This is a genomic window from Dyadobacter fanqingshengii, assembly GCF_023822005.2.
In the GTDB taxonomy this organism is placed as follows: Bacteria; Bacteroidota; Bacteroidia; order Cytophagales; family Spirosomataceae; genus Dyadobacter; species Dyadobacter fanqingshengii.
Window position 1 is genome coordinate 1 of record NZ_CP099632.1, and the last position, 21143, is coordinate 21143.

24 protein-coding genes and 1 pseudogene are annotated in these 21143 nt (G+C 38.6%); 10 read left to right on the top strand and 15 right to left on the bottom strand.

Features of this window, described 5'->3' with window-relative positions; translation table 11 throughout:
- The first annotated feature begins 286 nt into the window (after positions 1–286).
- Positions 287–1210 carry a replication initiation protein gene (locus NFI81_RS26250; RefSeq protein ID WP_254410627.1) on the top strand — a complete coding sequence of 308 codons (924 nt, stop codon included), beginning with the start codon at positions 287–289 and terminating at the stop codon, positions 1208–1210.
- Between the two features lie 114 nt (positions 1211–1324).
- Here NFI81_RS26250 and NFI81_RS26255 read toward each other — a convergent pair whose 3' ends face one another.
- Together NFI81_RS26255 and NFI81_RS26260 are read right to left on the bottom strand one after the other, a co-directional pair.
- Positions 1325–1633 carry a hypothetical protein gene (locus NFI81_RS26255; RefSeq protein WP_254410628.1) on the bottom strand — a complete coding sequence of 103 codons (309 nt, stop codon included), beginning with the start codon at positions 1631–1633 and terminating at the stop codon, positions 1325–1327.
- Positions 1634–1726: 93 nt separating this feature from the next.
- Positions 1727–2392: a nucleotide-binding protein gene (locus tag NFI81_RS26260; protein ID WP_254410629.1), complete on the bottom strand. Its 666-nt coding sequence runs from the start codon at positions 2390–2392 to the stop codon at positions 1727–1729.
- Positions 2393–2653: 261 nt separating this feature from the next.
- Between NFI81_RS26260 and NFI81_RS26265 the strand changes: the two genes are divergently transcribed.
- Complete coding sequence (locus tag NFI81_RS26265; protein WP_254410630.1) at positions 2654–2974, top strand: hypothetical protein; 321 nt, start codon at positions 2654–2656, stop codon at positions 2972–2974.
- Between the two features lie 50 nt (positions 2975–3024).
- On the opposite strand, the gene NFI81_RS26270 is transcribed toward NFI81_RS26265, so the two are convergent.
- The gene (locus NFI81_RS26270; protein ID WP_254410631.1) at positions 3025–3678 is read right to left on the bottom strand and encodes a recombinase family protein; all 654 of its coding nucleotides are present in this window, start codon (positions 3676–3678) and stop codon (positions 3025–3027) included.
- A gap of 140 nt (positions 3679–3818) precedes the next feature.
- Here NFI81_RS26270 and NFI81_RS26275 point away from each other — a divergent pair, with 140 nt between their 5' ends.
- Positions 3819–4823 (top strand): IS110 family RNA-guided transposase, encoded by a 1005-nt coding sequence (locus NFI81_RS26275; RefSeq protein ID WP_254410632.1) that lies wholly within the window; start codon positions 3819–3821, stop codon positions 4821–4823.
- 509 nt (positions 4824–5332) lie between these two features.
- Here NFI81_RS26275 and NFI81_RS26280 read toward each other — a convergent pair.
- The 4 genes and pseudogenes from NFI81_RS26280 to NFI81_RS26290 all read right to left on the bottom strand — a co-directional run bounded on the left by NFI81_RS26280 (position 5333) and on the right by NFI81_RS26290 (position 7085).
- Positions 5333–5686 carry a hypothetical protein gene (locus NFI81_RS26280; protein ID WP_254410633.1) on the bottom strand — a complete coding sequence of 118 codons (354 nt, stop codon included), beginning with the start codon at positions 5684–5686 and terminating at the stop codon, positions 5333–5335.
- A 14-nt stretch (positions 5687–5700) separates the two neighbouring features.
- Entirely contained in the window at positions 5701–5829 is a 129-nt protein-coding gene (locus NFI81_RS26415) for a hypothetical protein (protein WP_256549280.1), read from the bottom strand.
- Positions 5766–6083: pseudogene (locus NFI81_RS26285) on the bottom strand (cysteine hydrolase family protein); the annotation flags it as partial. The pseudogene NFI81_RS26285 and the gene NFI81_RS26415, both read right to left, overlap by 64 nt.
- A 468-nt stretch (positions 6084–6551) precedes the next feature.
- Positions 6552–7085 carry a hypothetical protein gene (locus tag NFI81_RS26290; RefSeq protein ID WP_254410635.1) on the bottom strand — a complete coding sequence of 178 codons (534 nt, stop codon included), beginning with the start codon at positions 7083–7085 and terminating at the stop codon, positions 6552–6554.
- A gap of 1211 nt (positions 7086–8296) precedes the next feature.
- Between NFI81_RS26290 and NFI81_RS26295 the strand changes: the two genes are divergently transcribed.
- Together NFI81_RS26295 and NFI81_RS26300 are read left to right on the top strand one after the other, a co-directional pair.
- A complete protein-coding gene (locus NFI81_RS26295; RefSeq protein WP_310590133.1) occupies positions 8297–8572 on the top strand; it encodes a hypothetical protein in 276 nt (91 codons plus the stop codon).
- Positions 8573–8629: 57 nt separating this feature from the next.
- The gene (locus NFI81_RS26300; protein WP_254410636.1) at positions 8630–9556 is read left to right on the top strand and encodes a hypothetical protein; all 927 of its coding nucleotides are present in this window, start codon (positions 8630–8632) and stop codon (positions 9554–9556) included.
- 143 nt (positions 9557–9699) lie between these two features.
- Here the strand turns inward: NFI81_RS26300 and NFI81_RS26305 are convergent, their stop codons facing one another.
- Entirely contained in the window at positions 9700–10194 is a 495-nt protein-coding gene (locus NFI81_RS26305) for a hypothetical protein (protein ID WP_254410637.1), read from the bottom strand.
- A gap of 296 nt (positions 10195–10490) precedes the next feature.
- Here NFI81_RS26305 and NFI81_RS26310 point away from each other — a divergent pair, with 296 nt between their 5' ends.
- Both NFI81_RS26310 and NFI81_RS26315 read left to right on the top strand, forming a co-directional pair.
- Positions 10491–10724: a helix-turn-helix domain-containing protein gene (locus NFI81_RS26310; RefSeq protein WP_254410638.1), complete on the top strand. Its 234-nt coding sequence runs from the start codon at positions 10491–10493 to the stop codon at positions 10722–10724.
- Complete coding sequence (locus NFI81_RS26315) at positions 10714–11361, top strand: BglII/BstYI family type II restriction endonuclease (RefSeq protein WP_254410616.1); 648 nt, start codon at positions 10714–10716, stop codon at positions 11359–11361. Before NFI81_RS26310 ends, NFI81_RS26315 begins: the two co-directional genes overlap by 11 nt.
- On the opposite strand, the gene NFI81_RS26320 is transcribed toward NFI81_RS26315, so the two are convergent.
- The 5 genes from NFI81_RS26320 to NFI81_RS26340 form a co-directional block, all read right to left on the bottom strand.
- A complete protein-coding gene (locus NFI81_RS26320; protein ID WP_254410617.1) occupies positions 11345–12535 on the bottom strand; it encodes a DNA adenine methylase in 1191 nt (396 codons plus the stop codon). The two genes, NFI81_RS26315 and NFI81_RS26320, sit on opposite strands and share 17 nt — an antisense overlap.
- A 586-nt stretch (positions 12536–13121) precedes the next feature.
- The gene (locus NFI81_RS26325; RefSeq protein ID WP_254410618.1) at positions 13122–14177 is read right to left on the bottom strand and encodes a hypothetical protein; all 1056 of its coding nucleotides are present in this window, start codon (positions 14175–14177) and stop codon (positions 13122–13124) included.
- A gap of 148 nt (positions 14178–14325) precedes the next feature.
- The gene (locus tag NFI81_RS26330) at positions 14326–16032 is read right to left on the bottom strand and encodes a type IV secretory system conjugative DNA transfer family protein (RefSeq protein ID WP_254410619.1); all 1707 of its coding nucleotides are present in this window, start codon (positions 16030–16032) and stop codon (positions 14326–14328) included.
- Positions 16033–16151: 119 nt separating this feature from the next.
- Positions 16152–16976, bottom strand: a complete 825-nt coding sequence (locus NFI81_RS26335) for a relaxase/mobilization nuclease domain-containing protein (protein ID WP_254410620.1) — start codon at positions 16974–16976, stop codon at positions 16152–16154.
- Positions 16973–17308, bottom strand: coding sequence for a plasmid mobilization protein (locus NFI81_RS26340; RefSeq protein WP_254410621.1), 336 nt, complete (start codon positions 17306–17308; stop codon positions 16973–16975). The genes NFI81_RS26335 and NFI81_RS26340 overlap by 4 nt, the downstream gene beginning before the upstream one ends.
- A 285-nt stretch (positions 17309–17593) precedes the next feature.
- Between NFI81_RS26340 and NFI81_RS26345 the strand changes: the two genes are divergently transcribed.
- From NFI81_RS26345 to NFI81_RS26355, 3 genes are all read left to right on the top strand, one after another.
- On the top strand, positions 17594–17878 hold the full coding sequence (locus NFI81_RS26345; RefSeq protein WP_254410622.1) for a hypothetical protein: 285 nt from the start codon (positions 17594–17596) through the stop codon (positions 17876–17878).
- Between the two features lie 119 nt (positions 17879–17997).
- Positions 17998–18705 (top strand): P-loop NTPase family protein, encoded by a 708-nt coding sequence (locus NFI81_RS26350; RefSeq protein ID WP_254410623.1) that lies wholly within the window; start codon positions 17998–18000, stop codon positions 18703–18705.
- Positions 18705–19187, top strand: coding sequence for a hypothetical protein (locus tag NFI81_RS26355; RefSeq protein WP_254410624.1), 483 nt, complete (start codon positions 18705–18707; stop codon positions 19185–19187). Before NFI81_RS26350 ends, NFI81_RS26355 begins: the two co-directional genes overlap by 1 nt.
- Positions 19188–19334: 147 nt before the next feature.
- Here NFI81_RS26355 and NFI81_RS26360 read toward each other — a convergent pair whose 3' ends face one another.
- Together NFI81_RS26360 and NFI81_RS26365 are read right to left on the bottom strand one after the other, a co-directional pair.
- Positions 19335–19901: a hypothetical protein gene (locus NFI81_RS26360; RefSeq protein WP_254410625.1), complete on the bottom strand. Its 567-nt coding sequence runs from the start codon at positions 19899–19901 to the stop codon at positions 19335–19337.
- 150 nt (positions 19902–20051) lie between these two features.
- Positions 20052–20858, bottom strand: coding sequence for a hypothetical protein (locus NFI81_RS26365; protein WP_254410626.1), 807 nt, complete (start codon positions 20856–20858; stop codon positions 20052–20054).
- Between the last annotated feature and the right edge of the window lie 285 nt (positions 20859–21143).

A 21143-nucleotide genomic window follows, 5' to 3' on the forward strand; every position in this document is an offset into this window, starting at 1 on the left:
GTAGAAACCTGCTCCTTCGTAGCCCTAAAATGAGTGTTGGATATCACAATTTGTGAATATTGAAATATATTGAATTATTTGTAAGTCTGGTAACCAACTAATAATCAGTTACTTGTGTCGATATGAAAACAGGTTTCATAAGCTAAAAAACAGGTTTCATAAGCAGGGAAACAGGTTTCATAAGCCATAAAAACAGGTTTCATAAGTAAATCAACAGATTTCATAAGCTAAGAAACAGATAATAAAATAAGTCTGTTTTTTTGTACTGTTTTATTATCTTTACACTATGCCAAAACATGAACGAAAAGACTCTAAGCTGCAAGTTAGGCAGCATAACGCTATAACAAACGCAAGGCACGAATTGTCTGCAATACAGCTAGATCTGTATTTTATGATGTTATCGCTCCTACGCCCCGGTGATAGTCCAAATACCAACTATTATATTAGCGTTAAGGAAATTGAAGACCTAACAGGCCGGCAGTGGAATTATCAACAGCTTCGGGAGGCTACTGAGGGGCTAATTGGGAAAGTGTTCGAAATTGAAGAAGATGACGGATTACTTCAAGTAGCAATGATGTCGAGTGCTAAATACTTACGCGGGGAAGGAAGGATTCAAATTTCGATAGACCAGAAGCTAATTCCTTATCTTGTTGATTTAAAGAACAATTTTACTTCATTTCAGTTGTACTGCGTACTTTCCATGACTTCAAAATACGCGAAATGGATGTACATACAATTATCAAGATGGAAGGATATAGGCTTCATTAGCTTTGAAGTTGACCAGCTGCGCTACCGTTTAAACCTTAAAGACCCCTACGGCAAAGCGCCTGAACAATACAAACAATGGGGCCAGTTCAAGGACAATGTGCTAGAACCCACGGTAAAACAGATAAATACGTGTTCCGATCTTAGAATAAGTTATACAACAGAAAAGAAAAATAGGGCAATTCACAAACTACATTTCACAATCAAATCTGTTGACCAGTTTCAGACAGTCATTCCATTCGAAGCTCAGGATTCTGACATGGAGGCAATTCAGCTCAAGAAACGAATGAGTGATATTGGCATACTAGATCAAAAATTAATTAAAGTAGTTCTGGAAAATACTGATTTAAGAAAAAAAGCAAATAAATGCTTATTTGATATTTCCCTTAGAAAAAACGATATAACTAATCCAGCAGGTTACTTCCGTAAAACAATGGGTATATAAATGTCTTACTATCAGTATTTTATGAAATATTAACCTATGCCTAAATATTTAATGTTAGTTGTTTTTTTAGTTGTAAATTGGAAACCAAAAATAGTTGTCTAATCACTTCCAAAACTACTTCTTATTACGCAACTGCTTATTGATCCTATCCTTCACCGCTTTAACAACGAAATCATGAATCGAATCTCGGTCACGCTTTGGTAAGGACTCTTGAATCTGTCGGATCTGCGCTAATTCGCTTTCATATATTTTAAAAGTAAAAGATTTTAATACATCCTGTTGCGGCTCTACGGCCGCAACAGATTTTTCAAGGTTTGTAACAGGAGTTACTTTAATCGCAGAACCTCCTTTATTGATAGCTTCCATCATTGATGGATCGTTTAGTTGGACAGGAGGAAGACCAATTTTCGCTTTCTTTGCCATAGTTGTAATAACAGTTCTAAAAAAAGTTCGTTTTAACAACATATTACAGTTGTTATTATAGTTTTTATTTTAGTTGTATTTTCAGTTGTAATATTAACGTCTTTCTGACTTATTATCAACGGCTTTATTAATCGCGTTCATCAATTGTTCTAATTCCTTTACCGCTTTATCATCAGTCGGCTTTAATTCAAGAACACTTAGGCCAGCTCCAACCGAGTTAGCGAATGAAATACGATTCCCAATTGAAGCTTCTATAAATTCAATATTTGTTGCTTCCCGTAGCAGCTCGGCCACTTCTTCTTTGTAAGAACCCCTAGGATCTGCCTTATTGATGAAGGCCAAGCAAACTAGTTTAGGATTAAATGGCTTCATTTCAGCAATCATCTTTTCGACTTTCCCCAACGTCCATACGTCCAATGAGCGAGGAGCAAATGGAACTAAATACACATGCGAGATAGAAACTGCTGAACGCTGGCTAACGGTATCCCGGCCGCCGGTATCAATGATAACATCATCATACTTTTCGGCGAGCTTTGCGACGCTAGCGTTAAGTTCACTGCCAGTAATTTTAACAGCCGTATAACCAAGATTGCCTTCAAGTGTATGGAGTCGAAATGCAGCAAAATCAGAAGCTGATTCCTGATCGTCGGCATCTACTAAAATTATGTCTCTACCTTGTTTTAAAAGATAGACTACAAGGTTCGTCGATATCGTAGTTTTACCGCTTCCCCCTTTGATCCCGCCAACAGTGTAAATCATAAAGTTATCACTCGTGTTAAGTTGTTATTCTGCTTCTTCGCAAAGTTGAATATACACAACCAAAATTACAACTAAATTAAATTGTAATTTGTCATCACACTTTAAAATTGATGGCAACTTGAGCCCTGCAAAATAGACTCTCGATGGTGCTAGATGCATATAATAGGGGAGGGGAGAAAATTAATTCCCAGTAGATCGTCCAAAAATTGCTGCCACGGAAAAAAAGTGATATTTATTATAAAGCATAAAACAAAAAACAATATGAACAAAAACGAGTATCAAGTTAGGTTTGTCGTAGAAGATGACACATTTTACATTATTCCGTCAATTGATGGAGAAGATTTTAACGAAATTCCATATGCTCTTGAGGATATTGACGCTATTCTAGTTAATACAGATGGGATCTCGGAACTGGTTTCTGAGTTAGCGACAAAAAGTTGGCAAAGTTCAAAGGGTATTTACGACCTCGCTAGAAAAATCGACGAACTACGGCCTGGTCATTCTATCAACTGGGAAAACACTTTTGACTATATAGTTGATCAGGAATTCTTCGGCACAAGGCTAGATCCTTCAAAAATATGAGTATTGGCAATCGCTTTTGTCGGTTAATCGACAAAGCGATTGCTAAATATTTAATTGATATTAAGCCGTTTAATCAAGCGATGTACTGTGGTACGGTGCCATTGCTGACCATCGTTCCGGAATGTTTTAACTCCGCGCTGGTTCAGCTCTTCACATATCCCGCGCACACTTTCAAACCCTTCGGCTTTTAATTCGTCGATGATCGGCCGCATTGATTCTGCAAACTGATTGGCTGCCGCCAGATTCTTTTTGCTCTCAACCTCTCGGCCATGTTTACCCAGCTTTATACCACGGCGCTTTGCCGCCTGTAATGCCTCTTTTGTCCTGGTGCTGATTAGCTCACGCTCGTGCTGCGCAAAAGCAGCCAGCATATGCACCATCAGTGGATTTGCGTGGGGATTATCAACCGCCCGAAATTCAGCTTTACTTTCCATCAAATTGGCAATGAAAGCTACATTCCGGCCAAGCCTGTCAAGCTTCGCAATAATCAGCGTTGCTTTTTGTTTTTTGCATTGTAACAAAGCCGCCATCAGCTTCGGCCGGTGATTTTTCTTGGCGCTCTCAATTTCAACAAATTCGGCTATGACTTGGTAGCCTTCCAGTTGTGAGAACAAATGCACGGACTGATGCTGAGCTTGAAGTCCCAGCCCACTTTTTCCCTGGCGGTCAGTTGATACCCGATAATATGCAACAGCATTTTTCATAGTGGCAAAATAACAATTTATCCTAATAGTGTCCACATATAAACGGACGTATGTATGTGGACAAATTAACTAATGCACCGGACAAACTAAAATCAGTGAAAAAATATGTATCTTAGGTATAGGTCAGTAGAATACTAAATATGAAACGACAGCCAAAACTGATAGCTGGTGTTGACATCTCGAAGCACACTCTTGATATAGCACTTATTTCAGATAAAAGTGAAACAGCGTCCTTCAAAATAAATAATTCCGCGGCAGACCTTCGTAACTTCGTAAGAGGTATAAAGGAACAGTTTAAACTAAGAAATGCTGATTTGGCGTTTTGCGCGGAGAATATGGGACTTTATGGAATATTTCTTACGGATGTACTAATTAAAATGCACATTCAGCTCTTCCTAGAATCACCGCTACAAATCAAAAGATCACTAGGACTTCACAGGGGGAAAACTGATAAGGCAGATGCTATTCGGATTGCGGAATATGCCAGAAAAAATTTTACTTCACTTCGTGAGTGGACACCACCTCGGCCTTGTATCAATAAAATGCAGGAGCTTCTTACAATAAGAAAACGTCTTCTAAAAGTGAAAATAATTTTAAAAGGAAACTCCAAGATTGAGCGTCACTATCTGGATTCAGTTTCTGCAGAAAACCTTGCAGCCCATAGTTTTCGAAGTTTGGATGCCGTCACTAAAGACATTTTTGAGATCGAAAGTCTGTTAACTACTATTGTTCAATCTGACGAAACACTATCCCATTTGTATGACCTGATAACTTCTGTACCGGGTATTGGTAAAGTCATTGGCATTCATCTGCTTATTTACACCAATGAATTTAAAAATTTCGTAAATCCAAAAAAATTTGCAAGCTTTTGCGGTGTAGCTCCATTTCCATGGTCATCTGGTATTAGTGTTTTAGGAAAAACAAAAGTATCATTCTATGCCAACAAAGAGCTAAAATCACTATTACATATGGCTGCAATGCAGAACGTCAAAAAAAAAGATAGTTCGCTAGCGAAGTATTATCAAAGGAAAGTAAAGGAAGGCAAGAACAAGATGAGTACCCTTAACGCACTTCGAAATAAATTAATCCATCGTATCTTTTCCTGTGTTATGAACAATAGAAGATATGAGGAGCGTGTGAATTGAATAGATATTACCCTTAGTCGAATCCTAAGAGCAACAGATGCTTCTTTCACAATTAATAATTGCAGGATGCGGGCCGTTTAATTTTAAGGTCTCAGGACGAAACCATCCGCATACTTAAACATTGAGCGGCCTAGTCACTGAGGAATTACTAATGGGCGTATAAGGCCAGAGAGCCTAACAGAAATATAAGTTTACCTCAGGCGCAACGATGAAGTAATACGCCGTAGCCAGAATTAGGAAAATACCTGCTTCGAGTTTTGGTGATTACGGAGTTGCAGGCCGCTTGATATTAAATAAAGACAACGAGTTACTGTCTTAAAAACGAAGCCCTTACATCATGGCGGCATTGGATTTTGTTAGTTTCAAAGCACTTCTTACGTGTGATAAAGGACGTTATCATATGTAGCGCATAATACTATTAAGACAACTTTAAAAAATACTTTCGATCAAATTTTGCCTTCAAGATCGTCACCAGGGGAGGGAGGAGCTTCTCTTTTAATGGTAAGTCCTTATTTCTTTGCTGCCAGTTTAATGACCACTGTTTGACCAAAACCAGCACTTGCGCTTAGTGTCAGAATATCAGGCGTGTCTATGTGAAAAGCAGGATCTGCAGAATCCAACATCCGTTCAGAAAACCGATCCATTGCCTTGCCAAATGCAATTAGACTTTCAGGCATAGCCAGTCCATCTTTATTAAATCGAAGTGGGAAGTTACTATTCTCTTTAACAAATTGACTTAATAGTAATTTCCATTCTGACTTTGTTAGTGACATAAAATGCCGTTCATGAAGGAATTTAGCCAAGATGGCTATTTTCTTTGCACGGGTGTCTAATTGCCGTACAGGATAGGGGTTTATTAGCATAATTAATCATCAACTTATGTGCCTGTGTTACCGTAATTATATTTCCCTGTGCCCAGATACAAACGCTCGTACGTATGGGTTAGATTAAAAGATAGTACAAAAAGCGCCACGGATTTGATAATCTTTTCTTTGATAGTTGACATTCATCCAATATTACTTGGTGAGGGCTGACATTTACAGTTCCCTTTGTTGGAATCATATTTGTCCAAACCCAGTTATAATGCTCAATCACCTGAACCGCTTTTAGATGCGGCCTTTCTCCGGTCGTATGGCCATCTTCAACCACAGTTGTTTTATAATCCCTTGATAGTGCCGATTGAATTGTTGCTTCCACACAAAAATCTGTTGCACAGCCCGAAATTATCAATTCATCAACGGAACATTGTTTCAGTTGTGATTGAAGATCAGACCGGCATCAATATTGGTTGTTAATACTTTGAAAATTTTTAGATCAAAATCTTAGGTAGACGCTTCTATTGCACTTATCATTTCTTGCCCATAGGTTTGGCAACAATATTCTGCCGGCTAACTTAGTTTTCTACTGATATCGACCTGACCTAAACAAGACTTGGGCTGGCCATATCTCTTTTAGCATAAATTTTAGTAGAAAGTCCAAATAATGTTATGTTTACCAGCCGCGACTATAACCTTTTTTCTGCTGCTCCTGCTTAGGTTTGATTTTAGCTGCTGTGTTAGCTCCTTCTTTTCCATTTTGTTCTGCTCCAAAGTCTAGCTTTACTCTTTGGCCTGTTTGATCTGTAGGTTTCGCTAGGCCACAATCATATCGGCGTGCTGATGAGCGTTGCGTTTAACATCACCTTACAGTATTTAAAGGTTTCCGTCAGCTCACATTCGACCATGAACACTATTTTGCCAATTCCCAATCAACAGCTAAGAATTCATCTCCATCTTTCTCAGTTCCATCCATAAAAATAATTTTGTCTGTTTTCCAAATGGACTTGTGATTTTTAACATAATCCTCAGAATTAATTAGAATCAATGATAGATTTTTAATGCCGGATCGATCAACTAAAATTTCTGTCTGTACAAGCGACATAGCACCCATACCCTTGCCCTTCCTAGCTCTAATAGGTTTTTCATAAGTTAATGGAATAGATTTAATAACGTCCCCAAATATATTTTTTACAATTACAGTTCCCCTAAAAGCGCGTATTTCCTTTTTATACCAATTAGTTGCCAAAAAATTAAAATAAATCTTTGATGGATGTGCATTATTATCAGGTGCTGCACTAGAAAAAGATACATTCAACATTTGATATTTAATTTCTTGATTTATTATATACTGACCTTTCTCTTCGCCAGTTTTATTAAATTTTAATAGACCATTTGGATTTAAACCATAAATTGATACAGCTAAAACAAGATAAATGTAAATCATTTTTAATTTAGTTTGGATCATCCAATTTTAGGTGAAATAAATACTAACTAATCAATATTTGGCTAAATTTAAAGAAAAGGAGAAAACAGTCACGACTTCCGTGTACGGTTTTTCTCATTCGTAAATACGGTACATTCAATCCTAAGACCTTATTCCGACCATTCCGATCTAACTCATTATCTTTGGAATAAATTTATTGATCTAAAATGACAAGTTAAAAAAAATCTGTATTCTTAATACTGGGCTATTCTTGAAATATTCTCATTGATAGGTCTTAGAATCAGATAGACGCAATGTTGTTCAGATTATTTTGCCACAGAAAACCCGTGGCGCTTTTGCAAATTCTTTTAATTTAACCCACGTATACGAGTACTACTGACTAAAATGGTAATTGGCAGCTTAGAATTAATCTGAAGTCGTTTTAACTGCTTCAACGCTCATTTGCAGTATGATTAGCTGTCCTATAAGCTAGTTGACCTCTTTGATTAATTACTTTCATATTCAACACATCGTTGTAATACATCTTGCTTAATCACAATTAATTACATGCTTTCAAGATTCTTTTCAGAAACAGACTGATCTCAGCAGTATCGAATTTAATCTACATTTTGATAGAATATATACCCACATAGCAACAAATTGAATTAATCTAATTAACTATATACCAAAAACAAGCTATTAAAAGTAATAATTTCTTCATCACTTTATTGATGAAGAAAAAGATCAAAATATTTTCCAAAGCTACTTTCCTGGAATTATCCAATTAGCTTAAAAATGTAATTGTTTTGAAACGTATAGTGCAGTTAATAGCTTCAAAGTATATCTGGGTTATATAATTTGACAAAAAATGACTTTTTTCGACATATACAAACTTTTTTATATTTTTTTTATATTTTGAAACTGATGGTTACTTATAAAAATTCGCGTTTTAACAGCCATGACGGCCTGCGCGGAATAGTTATAATGGTCAGACCCGCACAGGACCCCGATCGTTGATCTGGGAGCAAATTTGCCTACAAACAAGGAATCTTTTACTTATATTTGATGTAGATATTTTGAAGGTAGTTCAAAATATCTATGAAATCTAAGGCGCCAAAGAAATCATAAAAAAAGCGGAACCTGTCGGGTACCGCTTCTTGGGTTACAATAAACAAGTCTGTGGCGGACGCGTGAGGGATCATCTCCCCTCGAATTTGTAAATCCCAGGTAATGTGAGCAAAACTACAACATTTTCCGAAATGTCAATCCCTGCCGCATTCCGACACTATGTATTTAAGTTTTGTTCACAAAAAACACTAGAAAACATGGCAAAGCAGCCAAACAGTGGTTTAAAACCCGGCCAGGCCACTCCGACAAGTGGTCAGTATCAACAAATCGGCCCTCGTGGCGGTAAAGGTCCAGAAATTACAGCAGTGCAAGGTAAAATCCTTCCTCCTACTGACAAGCCAGGGTCGACTTACACATTAGTTGATGCAACTAAGCATTAGTATGCACGGCCGCTTCTTACAGAGCGGCCGTTTGTATTTACTTAAAAACAAATAACAATGAGGCAGGGAAAAACAAGAATCTTGAAATCTGAAACAATTCTTTCAGAGCTAGTCACATTCGGAGAATCGTTCCGTATTGGTGTGTCTTTCGAACAGGCAACCAAATCACCAAACCTGAACAAGTTTGGCGTCAGTAGCAATTTTGAAGACGGTAGAATGCAAATACCGACCGCCGCTGGCCCCAAAACGAGAACAAATACAAAAGGTATGTACGTGAGGAAGCAGCCCGAAGAGAAAGAAGATATTTTAAGGCACATAAAATACAGAAGTAAAAAAACCGGTCGCGACGTAGAGTTTGATAGAACTTACCACATCTACAAAAAAGAATTAGTGGATAGCCTACGCCTGGGATTTCACTTCATGACTGATGGTGAAGGAACAGAATTCATTGTCTCAGATTTGTTAACCTTCGATGATGATTTCAAAAACAGTAAAAAGAACACTCACGTAATCAATATGTTTTTGGAGGTTTTCGGAGCCTACGAGGTCTTGCGACCAAACCTGGAATATTTCATCAGAGCAGAAGAAACATTTGATTACGACATGCTACCAAGCGGCATCCTATCAGATCAGCGGAACTTTGATCGCTTCGTAGAATATGCAGAAAAACATCTGAGTGAATCAGATAGAAAGCCACTGATTGACCGGGCAAACGTTTTACGAGAATTTAATCCAGTAGTTCGCAAATCCACTAGTGGACTCAACGGCTATCTCGCCTTTCATTTTCCAGATAAGAAAATTGTAGCTGCCGAATCAATGAAAAAGAACCAGGCAACATACTTTTTTGACGAAGAAAATTACGAAGATAACCTTATGAAGGATAAACAGGAGGTGCTTCGTGATAAGTTAATGATAAAACGCCTGTATCATACCCAGAATGATGAATGGGAAAAGAAGGTAAGGCGTTTTTTGAATGACCACTGACAAAAAAAGGCACCTGGCGCCTTTTTTTATTTTGTATCAATGAACCAGTCTAAATCGATTGTATCAATGTGAACAAATGCAAAATACACTTGAGCGTTCAAATATTAGTGTAGTTCAATTCATCGTCTGCGCTCTCATAACTCTCAAAAAGCTTCTTTTTTCCCTCCCGATAATTTTATTAAATGGATAAAAGCTTTTTCACAACGGATTTGTAAGCTTGGGTCGGAGATTACGCCAATAGCTATATCCGAAGTTTTATATGTCTCGTAGTCAGGACCTTGATCCTGCTGAGTAATGCATTTGCCGCTAGTACATGAGGCAAAAATAAAAATTTCACCGTATATCTGCTTCGCTCTCACAGAGGAAGGACTTAAATCTTTGAAGCTTCCTGTAAACAGTGTCTTTCCGCTATAATTCTTTGAATCTGGAAAGGGAACGTTCGTTGCATATTCATATTCTTGAACAGAAAAGTCACCGTTAGCATTTATTTTCAAAAAACGGGTCGATTGATAAAGAGAATTTCTTATGATGGGGCTACTTTCGAACTTAGAGTTGAGCCAGTCAATAGTTTCTTTTTTTGTTTGTGCATAAGAGGTAAAACTTGCCATAATCATGAGCGTAAGTAACTTCAGTTTCATATTAACAAGTTTTGGTATCAGATGGAATGATTCTATCAAGTATAATCAAAAAGTGAATAATATACAGGTGGACAATAATTAATCTTGCGCAGCTCTCAAAATAGCGCCTTCAGTTTAGCAAAAATGCTATCATTAGAATGGAAAGTTTGATATATAAAGCAGTGTTATCAACCCGTATCGCAATAGTCTACCTTTTGCGGAGCAACTTTCTAAACAAACCATTTAATACACCAAATTTACTAATATGCTATCTTTAGTATGTAGATCGATAGTTAGCATTCTGCTAGGTTTGTTGCGTGAAAAATACTGATTCCAATATTCTTGCTCTCTTTGCAGAAAATATTAAAAAATCACGGAAGGAGAAAGGTCTTTCTCAGGAGGCTCTAGCCGATCTTGCTGGTTTGCACAGGACTTATATTGGTATGGTGGAGAGATCTGAAAAAAACATAACGCTAAAAAACATAGAAAGAATTGCTATTGCACTTAAAGTAAGCATTGCTGATTTACTAACCTTCTCTAATGATAACTGACAACATTCCCGCCGAAATTTTGGCCAATTATGAAGTTTATGAGTGGAGACATGGATCCACTATACTCCGGCATGAATTTTCGAGCGAATACAACGACGTTATTGAAATGCTTTCTCAATTTAAACTTTTGAAAAGTCAAATTATTGAAAAAGGTGGCAGAAAAAGTAACATATCTGGGTCACTTGATCAATTTTTATATCAGCGTGGCTGGACAGAAAAAGAATTTAAAACACAGATTTTAGTAGACGATGTTGCATACAATACACCCACTCATAAAGTTGATTGTTATAAGAACAGAATTGCCCTGGATATAGAGTGGAATAACAAAACTGAATTTTTTGATAGAGATTTAAATAATTTTAGGTTACTCCATGAGCGCAATGCAATAAGTGTGGGGATTATAATAACAAGAGCCTCTGAGCTACAAGAGCTGTTTAATGCGTTGGGGAAAGGCAGTTCTTATGGAGCATCTACAACGCATATGAATAAACTTGTTCCACGAATTGATGGGGGAAGCGGTGGTGGCGCACCAATAATTATATTCGGCATAAAAAAGGGACTATATTATAATGATGATTCTACCGCAGACGAACCATTGGAAAAGGTCGTTCCAGTATCTTCTACATCAATGATTTAGGCTGACAAATAATTAGAACCTCATTAACAATTCGACTTTTATCTCCTTGCCTTCCCATGGTACTGTGGGTATGTTCCAATTTTTTATCTGTTATTCTATAATCTCGCCCCAACATTTCATTGCCTAGACTCAATAAATCAGCAAAACTGATCATTCCGTTATCACTATAACTGATAATTAATGTTGAATTTTTGTTCAAAACTGGCTGAAAAAGCTTAGTAAATGCCCCCTTCACTTCTGAACGAATACAAAACGGTGATTGATGTCTATCCGTACGATACCTACCTTTAAAAGCAACACTCGGATAATCATATCTTACAAGCGTTTCTAATGCATGGTAGAACCGGCTGTAGTGAACAAACTGATACGGTGGATCTGCATATACTATTGAGTTATCTTCATGCCCATTTAGCAAATCCGTATAATCCAAGTTCTTAGTCTGATGTTCAAACATTGAATTTGTGTTATCAGTATAAGTTTCTTTTAGACTTACAAATTTTTGGGTAAAAAGATTGATTAATGACTTTTTACGGTAAAAAAGGATGTCTTCTAAATTTGCAGCTGTTAAATCTCTATACTGAGCATAATGTCCTGTTCCAATAGTTGTATAGGCCATGGCAAACATTAACGCAGAGAGAATTATGTCATAAATAAAACTGTTTTTAAATTCGGCTTGTTTTGCAACACTCATTATTGAATCAATCCATAGACACTGCTCGAACGACCAATAAGTACCACTATAATTCTTAGTAAATAAATGGTACTTTCCACTAAACTCTCGGTTTATCAAATCTTGCTGTGCTTTTTCTAACTTTATTACATTTTCAAGTTGAAAAGCTTGCGAGTACGAAAATTCCAATCCAGGGTTCTTCTTTATAAAGCAATCAAAATATTTTTGGGCACTAAATACTATTTCTTCGATAATATTATCCTTAAAATCAGACCAATAATAATTATTTAGATAAGTTTTAGCGATAACGGATGTATATTGCTGAATGTCGTTACAGCATACTGGCCTTAAATTTCTCAAAGATCCAGCAACGACTGCGGAACCTCCAAAAACGTCGTAAACCCTTTGATTTGGACTGCTAAACTCTAGAATCGAATCAGTCACGAAATCTAAGATATTCCTCTTAGATCCCATGTATTTTATAATATGAGGTACTTCTGGCATTTATTATGATAACTATAGTATACAAATTAAAGGAAGTAAAATATCAAATCCAAAAGAAATCATTATTAGAGCCTTCTTTATGGCCGATCCGTTTCAGAAAGCCAAAAACCTTGCTGAATACCAAACATATACTCAGCACAGGCCTGTTATTAATTGAAATTCGTTCGCATATCTGACTTTAGAGACGTCATACAGCAAGGAATCTTTTACAACCAGTAATATTACAAGCAGCATGTAGATAGATAGCAGGCGGTATAATTCTTAACCTCTTGATTTTCTGAGTGCATACCCCATTTTGAATACCTGATATTCGTTCATAACTTTACTACCACACTTGATGATCTCAAAGATATCAAGAAATTGTCATTTTAAGTATCATTATAGTGATTTTAACTGACCTTCAGATATTTTAACATTTGAAGGCAACCAAGTAATCTTAGGTCTGCGTCTTCACCATCGACTATCCTATTCTTAATGTTTTGTTGGTAAACTTACGATTGCTGCTAACTAGTGCCGGAGATTTGTCCTATTCTTGGCTAAGGTTAATTTCAATTACCGTGAGCATCGCTGACATCTCAACTATCTATTACATATCCATCTTAGGTATTATAAACCACTCTCCTTTTTTAAAGGAATTTCCATTAGTAGTTACCATATCACTAAGGCATTCCAGATAAAAATACTTTCGCCCTACAACAGTATCATAATTTCCATCTCCAACAACTTCTTCTCTGAACCAATGATGCCCAGAAACCGGATCAATGCTTTCATCGCGAAGACCGGTAACTGACTTTCGAATATTATCTTGGTTAGCTTCATTTGTCACCTCAGATAAATAGCATTTTGAACATTTTTTAAACCCTAATTGTTCCAATAAACTTCCTCGAAATTCTAATTTAGGGTTATACATAACCATATAATATTGCTTTAATAATTCTTTTACAGGAATTTTAAATCGTGTATCATAAGAAAATAGGAAGCTTCTTAGCTCTTTCTCAGTTAATCCCGTATCATTATTATTAATTGAATATTTAGTATTATATAGAAATGCTCTCTGTGAAAAGTTTCGTATAGCATTTTTCTCAAAATTAGACGCTTTGGCAAAAAATGATGCAGCTTCATCCAGTATCTCGTCAATTCTTTTTTCTAGTTCACTTAGTTCAAGGTTATCTAACATTTTTCTTCCAGAATTAGGAATTTGAATTTTAGATTGGAATTGAACTCCAAATTTTGTTGAAAGATGTAATTTAAAAATATCTTCTTTCCCATCTGTAATAAGATGCATATTTTCTTTAAACCATTCTCGAAACTCAGGAACCCTATTATTTTCTTTTATTTTGTCTGGTATAGGAAAGTTTATGTACTCAGAATTTAATGTAGAACAACTAGGTGTTTGATGGTATGCTGGTTGTCCACCTTCAAAAATCCAACTTTTAGTATCTTCTTTTTTTTCAATTTTTATATATGACTCAATCGTAACCTGATCAAATAATTGGAGAATTTTTCTAATTTTTAAAAGTTTGTGTATTTCCGTTTTATTTAAGAAACTTATTGGCTTATTATATACATTCTCCTCGCCAATATTGATTGTATTAACCCCGTTAATAATTTGAGAGAAATTATAGTTAGTTATAAATGGCATAAACGTGATGGATTATATTATTATAATACTAGCATTTAAATATCATAAGCGAAGAGAGTCGTAATAATCGCATATATTAAATAATATTGGTTGCAAATAATTCTGTTCCAATTATTAAAATTAAGAATATACTCCACTTGATAGGCTTCTAAATTATCAATTGTAGCTCATTATTGATTCGGGTATAGGTAGCGTTGATATCAGGCACTGTCCGGATTTTCTGTAAGGATAGACCTAAGCTTTTTTGCTCTTGAAGTATGTCTTGAAATTCCGATGTATTACCTTCTGCAATAATTCCACAGAACTCACCAGCTCGGAAACCCAGCACCTGGGAAGGAGTCAGCCGCTCACGCTGCTGAATAGTGGTGCTCTGGCCATAACTATTTCGGTTTTCTGAGCGGCTCTTGTTGCTGCCGGTGTATTCAACGTCCATCTTACCAAATAGCTTACTAATCCGTTCAGCAGTTGCAATGTTGGTGCTGCGGCCGTAAAACTGGGTTCCTAAATTAGAGATGATCATTTCGGTCTCCTCTCGGCCGATCATCCCCTGCATCTGTGCAATGTCCTGGACGCTGTAAATCGTAGCAATTTTGTTGCTGCGGGCTGTACTTGGTATCTGCTGAAAGTTAGGGATAAACAATGTCGGCGCTTCATCCAGAAGAATGATCGACTTTTCTTTCCCTTGCTGATTCATTTGCTTGGCAGCCATGCTGACAATCAGCGAAATCACAGGACTCAATGTAGCAGATAACGTAGGGTTATTCCCAACTGTTAAAATACCGGGGCTTTCCGGGTTGTTCAGGTCGAGCGGTACTTCGTCCCCGGACAGCACCCAAAATATTTCTGGCGTGGCCAATGTTGAAAGATAGTTCTGTATCGACGCGAAGACACCAGCGAGCTGGTTCTCGCTCTCCGAGCCACTGGCCACGCTGGCAATAATGGCTTTGACTTGTAGATCTTGCTGAAAAAGCCGTATCAACTCTTTCGGCTCGTGCTTTAACACCAGTGCGATCACATGCGGTAATGTGCAATACTGTGGGTGATTATTGCGTAGGTACCAGATTGCTGATGTGAGGATAGCCTCACTGGATTGTATCCAAAAGTCCCGCTTCTGTGAAGCTTTAAAATCGATGTTGGAAAGGATGGTTTTGGCCGCTTCCCGCGCGTAGCTGGCATTGGTGATCACCTTTGGGCTGATCGGATTGATCTGATGGCTGTAAGTCAGGTCTGTAAAATTGACAAACCAGGTCCTGACCCGGCTGCCCTGGTAAGCACCGTTTACTTCGGAGGCCAGGACCGGGAACTTGAAGTCATAAACCAGGCCGCTATATCCTTTTTGTCCGGATTGCTGGATAATGGGTTCAATGATGCTCTTGCTCTTTCCAGATCCAGCCCCGCCACAAATAAAGATCCCGCGTGTCGGGTTATCGATTTCTATTGTACCTTCCCCTAACGTTTGCAACACAAAACCATTACCTGGCGTGCGTGCTGCCGGCGCAGTAATAACTTCCTTCCTTTTTCCCCTGAAATTGATAAAGGAAGTAAAGGCCACAAAAGCCCCAGCCGTCCCTTGCATGGTCAATCTTAAAAAACTGCTTTCTGTGACCGTATCAGTCAGCAGTGTGGCAAAAATAACACCCAACACCTGGCAGGGCAACAACGCGAGCATAAATCTGATTTGTGGTTTGTTCCAAAGGATATCCTGGCGGAAAAGCGTATCATCAGAGATAAAGACACCCCGGTAAAAGAACCGTGTTATAAAGCCCAATCCGACTTTATAGAGCAGTACTAACAACCAGTGAAGTGCAAGCCCCATAAAAAAGGGAACCACCAGAAAGAAAAAGACATTCGCCATTAAAAATTGATTTAGTGAATGGATAGTAATATAAGGTTAGCATGCCCACCAGGTGCAGCATCTTCCCCATTTGTTCTGCACACCTGCTTTAACAGTTTGGCAAGATATAAACCGCATTTTTAAAAGCCCATTCCGCGGCCGCGTTTCTGCTTGTGTTCAAGATCCGGATTGACTTGCTGCGACTGCTCCTTTTTAACTTCCAGGTTCTTGTCCAGCCTGGCCTGTAACTGTTTGGCGGTAAAGCCAACGTCCTGTCCCTTGATAGGTACGCCCTGATAGCTGTAACTGGAATATTTCAATCTTCCTTCTTCGGTCTTGTATTTACAATCGATCCCTTTTTCTTTCAGCCGCCGCTCCATGTCTTCCGGAGTGGCAGATTCTTCTTTCAAAGCAGCCTTGATTGCAATATTAACGACCTTTTGTGCTTCCTCCTGGTTGACCGCCACATGCCGCAATTTGCCTTCTTCCAGTTTTTCCAGCTTGGAAAAGCCTAGCTCCTGCGTGATCTCTTTGCAGATCCGGACATTGCGTGCATAATTATGCGAAGTTTCCAGCGCCTTGCTCCCATCTGTCGGCACTCGGTTAATGTAAACATGGATATGCTGGTGCGGCTTATCATGGTGTTCATAGACGGCAATCTGATGGTCGTTCGGGTCAGCCCCCATCTTTTGACAGTACCGGTTGGCCGTCTCAATCATCTGTTCGCGCGTAGGTTTCTCTTCCGGCTTCCAGCTGATAGATGAATGCCACACCGGTGTCTTGCACCGGCTGTAAGACGCCTCCTGTTGCATCTCGGCGGCAATGCCCTCCGGGTCGCGCGAAACCACGTTGTGAGTGACCAGCAAATCCGCCTTGCCCATGATCTCCTTGCCTTCAACTGTATAGCCAGCGCCATAATGGATTGCGCCCGAAAAACTCGATCCGATCGATGTTTTGGCAATCATGCTTTTAGTATTTTTTTAAGTTGCTCCAAAACTTCAAGCAAAGGTTTCTCATAAAAGAAGCCTTTGTTAGCATATGCTGCCAGCTGGTTCAAGTTGGTACCTATACCTTGCAGGTTGCGCTTTTCTTCCTTCTCAAACCGGGCCCGCACCTGGTGGCCGGTGCTAAGCCGGCGCAGGTATTCTGATACGCTCAGGCCGGCCAGGATCGCGTTGGCCTTGATCTGTGCATGCTCCTGTTCGGTGACCCGGACAGGGATCATTTTACCCTTGTTTTCCCGCCTGGCTGCTCCGGCCTTGCGGGCTTCATAATGCGGGTTCTTCTCGTCTTCCATAGTTTATGTTTTCAAAAAGGTGACGCGTCACCCGGGGTTTGGGGCAGCGCCCCGGCAAGTCAAGGGAGGCACGACCGGTGTGTTTGGAGATGCAGATTTGAAGCGAAGCTGAGAATTTGTATATACAAACACATGGCTTGCTTTACCCTCACACAAACAACAAATGCACGAATATAAGGGCAAGTAACTCCTTTTTTACTTTTTTGTCGGTGATTTATTGAATATTATAACTTTCTGTTCTATTTTCGTTTTATAGTGTTTTAAAAATTGTCTTTTTGTTGTCCTATGGATAAAAAGTATGTCTTGCAGGCATTTGAAATGAAGCTGAAAGGTCGCTTTGATCTACTGGCCAGGTATTACGGTGATTACCTCTTTGACATTCCCGCCCAGATCATGATCCGCCAGATCAAAGACGAGCTCGGTATTGACATCACAGAGGACGCCATCTATAACCTGAAAAGAAGACGGAAAAACCAAGCAAGCCTCCCAGCTTGCCCCGCTGGTAGCTGCACCAGGTCCGCCAGTCAGCCAACCATCGCATCCAGCGGCCCTCCCTCCTGCCCTGCCTGAACAGGATTTGGGCATAATCGTTGAGAACGCTACAAAAGAACCAAAAGGGAAAAAAGATCCGGGAATGGATTTTACTGATTTCTGATATTGTACTTTATTGATAATCAATAACTATTAGCATGAAGCAAATTAATCTGGTATTACAGTCAAAAGGTGGCGTAGGCAAATCTCTGTTTATATGGTTTGTAGCACAAAACCAGAAAGAACAGAAAACAAATTTTATTGACCTGGACGAGTCTACCGGCACATCCATCGGGCGTCTGGGCGCGGTAGTCGGCAAAGAGCGTGTCCGGAGTTTCTCTATACTCAATGAGTACAAGAAAATGGAACGGGATGTGATTATGGATCTGCTCGAAAAGCTGGCCAAAGGAAAATCTGAAAATTACTACATTGATTTCGGAGCACCTGAATCGGCTGAATTCTTACGCTTGTTGCAAGAAGACGCACTCGCCGATGAACTGCGCAGGGAACTCGCAGATATGGATACTATGCTGCGTTTATTTGTCATTGTTGCAGGACGTGATGCCCTGGCTTCCTGCGTAAATTATTACAACGCGTTGTCTGCTGGAATTGCCGGGCAATTCCCTATAACAATGGTGGTCAATATGGGCACCTTTGGCGGCAGGGAAACGGCTGAAAAAGCGGTTGAAAAACTTAAAGAGCTTGGGATAGATTGCAAACAATTTGGCGACCTGGGTAGTGGTGGTGCTGTTAAGGAAATAATAGACCTGATCAGCCAGCCTGATCCGGACCCCGCATCCCTGGGTATGATGTCCAGGATCATGTACCGTAAAAAACAGCAGGAAATACAAGAAATCATTAGCTGATGGAAAAACATACAAACGTCGCTGCGGAGCGCCACAGGCTGGCACTCCGCTTCAACCTCTCAGAATCTCAGATTGAGCCCGAGATCGTACCGCTGATGCTGGCTGTCGAGAAATCCGTTGACAAGATTGAACAGGCTGCTGCGAAGGTGAATGAAACCATAAAGCCGGTTACCTATAACAACCACTATGGGTATAACGCTTCTGCCTGGACCATATGGTGGGGGAACCTGTCTACTGGCATTGGTCAAAACATCGTGGCCGTAAGCCTGATCTTTTCAGCTTTTCTCTTGTGCTGCCTGGCAACGTTCGTAATTAAAGATGCAATTGCCGATCAGGAGAAAATTAAGCATGCCGAAGAAACGCTGCTTTTAATTAAAAGTAATTTTATCCAGGATGAAAACGGAGATTTCTTTATTCCAAACGGAAATTACGAGATGACTAAAGATAAAAAAGGCATTAAGCTTATTAACAGGGAGCGGTAACTCGACTTACTTAATAAGCCGGTATAAAAATAGTTGATTCCGATAAATAATATTTTTTAACGATGCTCAAAATTATAATTGTCAAACTAGATTAATTAAAGATGCCATCGAATGAAGATCTGTATAATAAGAAGATGACTGATCCCCTTAGAGTCCGTATTCCTGCTCAATATTTTTGATAACTGTTGAAATTATTATATCAGCAAGCTCACTATTGCTTAGGCCGTTCCAGAGTGGATTTAAATCATCATTAATTGTAAGAATTACTGGACTTTGAATTGGTATGTCTATTTCAATTCCAAGCGAAGCAACTAAAAACTCTTCAACCGGATAAGCCATTTCCTCACCCTTAAGAAATACATGAATATCTGATCCCCCAGACCTCTTATAAGCTATTTCGGTATATTCCTCGGCTATTTTGGTCGTGCTAGTTTCCCTGTAACATATCCCTAAATAAGCACTGTCCGTCCACAAAATAATATCATTTTTTTCGCGTGAAAAGTCTTGACTTATGTCATTTAGATCTCCAAACAAAAGGCTAATATCTTTAAACCCCGCTTCTTCCAAAACTTTTATTTTTTGCTGTATCGTCTCATACAATGTGATAAAAAGAGGATATTTATAATCTGTTTTTAAAAATTGTTCTCTTTTGCTATGGATAGCCTGAGCGTCAGCTATTGCTTTTAGCCTAGTTATAAAATCGGTATTTTTCATAATTCATATCATTGTTTAATTATATTTCTGAAAGACTTTTTCGCCGTCGGTAATTTATACTTCATCAAGTCTTTGGCTATATCGCTGTATTTTTGGGATCACATCCGCTAAAAAGTTTAATCAATAGAAACTTATTTAATGCTAGGTCATCTATGCAATCTGACCATCCTGAACACGAATGGAGCTAAAAAAACCGGTACTGTATATACCGTCTGGTGCTGGTGAATTGTTAATCCAAACCTTACATCCTTTCTGTAACCCTGTCATTCTATGAATATCAATTTCTACTATTGATCTATCTCTTTGGTGATGCCGTTCCACAAAAAATATGGTATTTAAAATTCCTTCCTTAACTTCAAAAGTATGACTGTTCATTGATCTATACAGCCCATTAGGAGCAATGCGATGATTTATCAAAACCTTACATCCCTCAATTATTTGTGCCTGAGCTTCGTTAGTGGCTATAAAAATGATTACATCCCCATTTAGCAAAGTCTCTTGCGCTAACACTCTGGATGACGAATCATAATATCTTTCATCTACACCCTTTGGTACGTTTACTTTTGCCATGTATCGTCGGGCTAAAAGCTGCGATACATCATTCAAAGAATTGATTTCTTTGCCATATCGAGTTTCATTGACTAATAACGCATAAGTTTCGGTCCCGTCGAGCTTTAGAGCAAGTACAGTATCATCAAGAAATCCATTTTTGAAAAGCAAGCTTTTACCGCTTTGATTAATAATGATAGAATTACCTAGTATTTCCCAAGTCCCCCACTCGATTACTCCATTTTCGGCCACCAATAGCTGCCCACTTCTTCTGAACACAAAAACTCTTTTTCCTATGTCACCTTCGTTAATCATGACCCAATGCTGATCCGCAATGAGGGCAAAATCATCAAGTTTCTTGCTAAACAACTGGATCTTAGGTATAAGATCTAAAATATAATATACCATTATTGGACTTGCTCAGCGGTTGAAGAATATAACTTTCGGCGATTCAAATGACCTCAAAGTAACAAATTTAGTTATATGCAGAATAAAAAAGATTGAATTGTGACTCCCCACTTATTTGCTACAAACTGCATTAATCGTACTTTAAACTTCATTGTATCCTTCTAATTTTCGACGTATATGTACAATTTTAGGCACTACGACTTATGAAACCTGTTTTTTCGCCCCCCACCCTTCTCCTCTTTTTATCAAAATTTCCCCATCTTTTCTTGATTTTGACTTGATTTT

Coding starts and splice junctions, on each gene's coding strand:
- NFI81_RS26300 (WP_254410636.1), top strand. CDS start 8,630: ATGAGGCAGGGAAAAACAAGAATCTTGAAATCTGAAACAATTCTTTCA.
- NFI81_RS26250 (WP_254410627.1), top strand. CDS start 287: ATGCCAAAACATGAACGAAAAGACTCTAAGCTGCAAGTTAGGCAGCAT.
- NFI81_RS26320 (WP_254410617.1), bottom strand. CDS start 12,535: ATGCCAGAAGTACCTCATATTATAAAATACATGGGATCTAAGAGGAAT.
- NFI81_RS26315 (WP_254410616.1), top strand. CDS start 10,714: ATGATAACTGACAACATTCCCGCCGAAATTTTGGCCAATTATGAAGTT.
- NFI81_RS26260 (WP_254410629.1), bottom strand. CDS start 2,392: ATGATTTACACTGTTGGCGGGATCAAAGGGGGAAGCGGTAAAACTACG.
- NFI81_RS26360 (WP_254410625.1), bottom strand. CDS start 19,901: ATGAAAAATACCGATTTTATAACTAGGCTAAAAGCAATAGCTGACGCT.
- NFI81_RS26275 (WP_254410632.1), top strand. CDS start 3,819: ATGAAACGACAGCCAAAACTGATAGCTGGTGTTGACATCTCGAAGCAC.
- NFI81_RS26340 (WP_254410621.1), bottom strand. CDS start 17,308: ATGGAAGACGAGAAGAACCCGCATTATGAAGCCCGCAAGGCCGGAGCA.
- NFI81_RS26415 (WP_256549280.1), bottom strand. CDS start 5,829: ATGTCAACTATCAAAGAAAAGATTATCAAATCCGTGGCGCTTTTTGTA.
- NFI81_RS26330 (WP_254410619.1), bottom strand. CDS start 16,032: ATGGCGAATGTCTTTTTCTTTCTGGTGGTTCCCTTTTTTATGGGGCTT.
- NFI81_RS26280 (WP_254410633.1), bottom strand. CDS start 5,686: ATGCTAATAAACCCCTATCCTGTACGGCAATTAGACACCCGTGCAAAG.
- NFI81_RS26255 (WP_254410628.1), bottom strand. CDS start 1,633: ATGGCAAAGAAAGCGAAAATTGGTCTTCCTCCTGTCCAACTAAACGAT.
- NFI81_RS26265 (WP_254410630.1), top strand. CDS start 2,654: ATGAACAAAAACGAGTATCAAGTTAGGTTTGTCGTAGAAGATGACACA.
- NFI81_RS26290 (WP_254410635.1), bottom strand. CDS start 7,085: ATGATTTACATTTATCTTGTTTTAGCTGTATCAATTTATGGTTTAAAT.
- NFI81_RS26345 (WP_254410622.1), top strand. CDS start 17,594: ATGGATAAAAAGTATGTCTTGCAGGCATTTGAAATGAAGCTGAAAGGT.
- NFI81_RS26270 (WP_254410631.1), bottom strand. CDS start 3,678: ATGAAAAATGCTGTTGCATATTATCGGGTATCAACTGACCGCCAGGGA.
- NFI81_RS26350 (WP_254410623.1), top strand. CDS start 17,998: ATGAAGCAAATTAATCTGGTATTACAGTCAAAAGGTGGCGTAGGCAAA.
- NFI81_RS26325 (WP_254410618.1), bottom strand. CDS start 14,177: ATGCCATTTATAACTAACTATAATTTCTCTCAAATTATTAACGGGGTT.
- NFI81_RS26355 (WP_254410624.1), top strand. CDS start 18,705: ATGGAAAAACATACAAACGTCGCTGCGGAGCGCCACAGGCTGGCACTC.
- NFI81_RS26335 (WP_254410620.1), bottom strand. CDS start 16,976: ATGATTGCCAAAACATCGATCGGATCGAGTTTTTCGGGCGCAATCCAT.
- NFI81_RS26305 (WP_254410637.1), bottom strand. CDS start 10,194: ATGAAACTGAAGTTACTTACGCTCATGATTATGGCAAGTTTTACCTCT.
- NFI81_RS26365 (WP_254410626.1), bottom strand. CDS start 20,858: ATGGTATATTATATTTTAGATCTTATACCTAAGATCCAGTTGTTTAGC.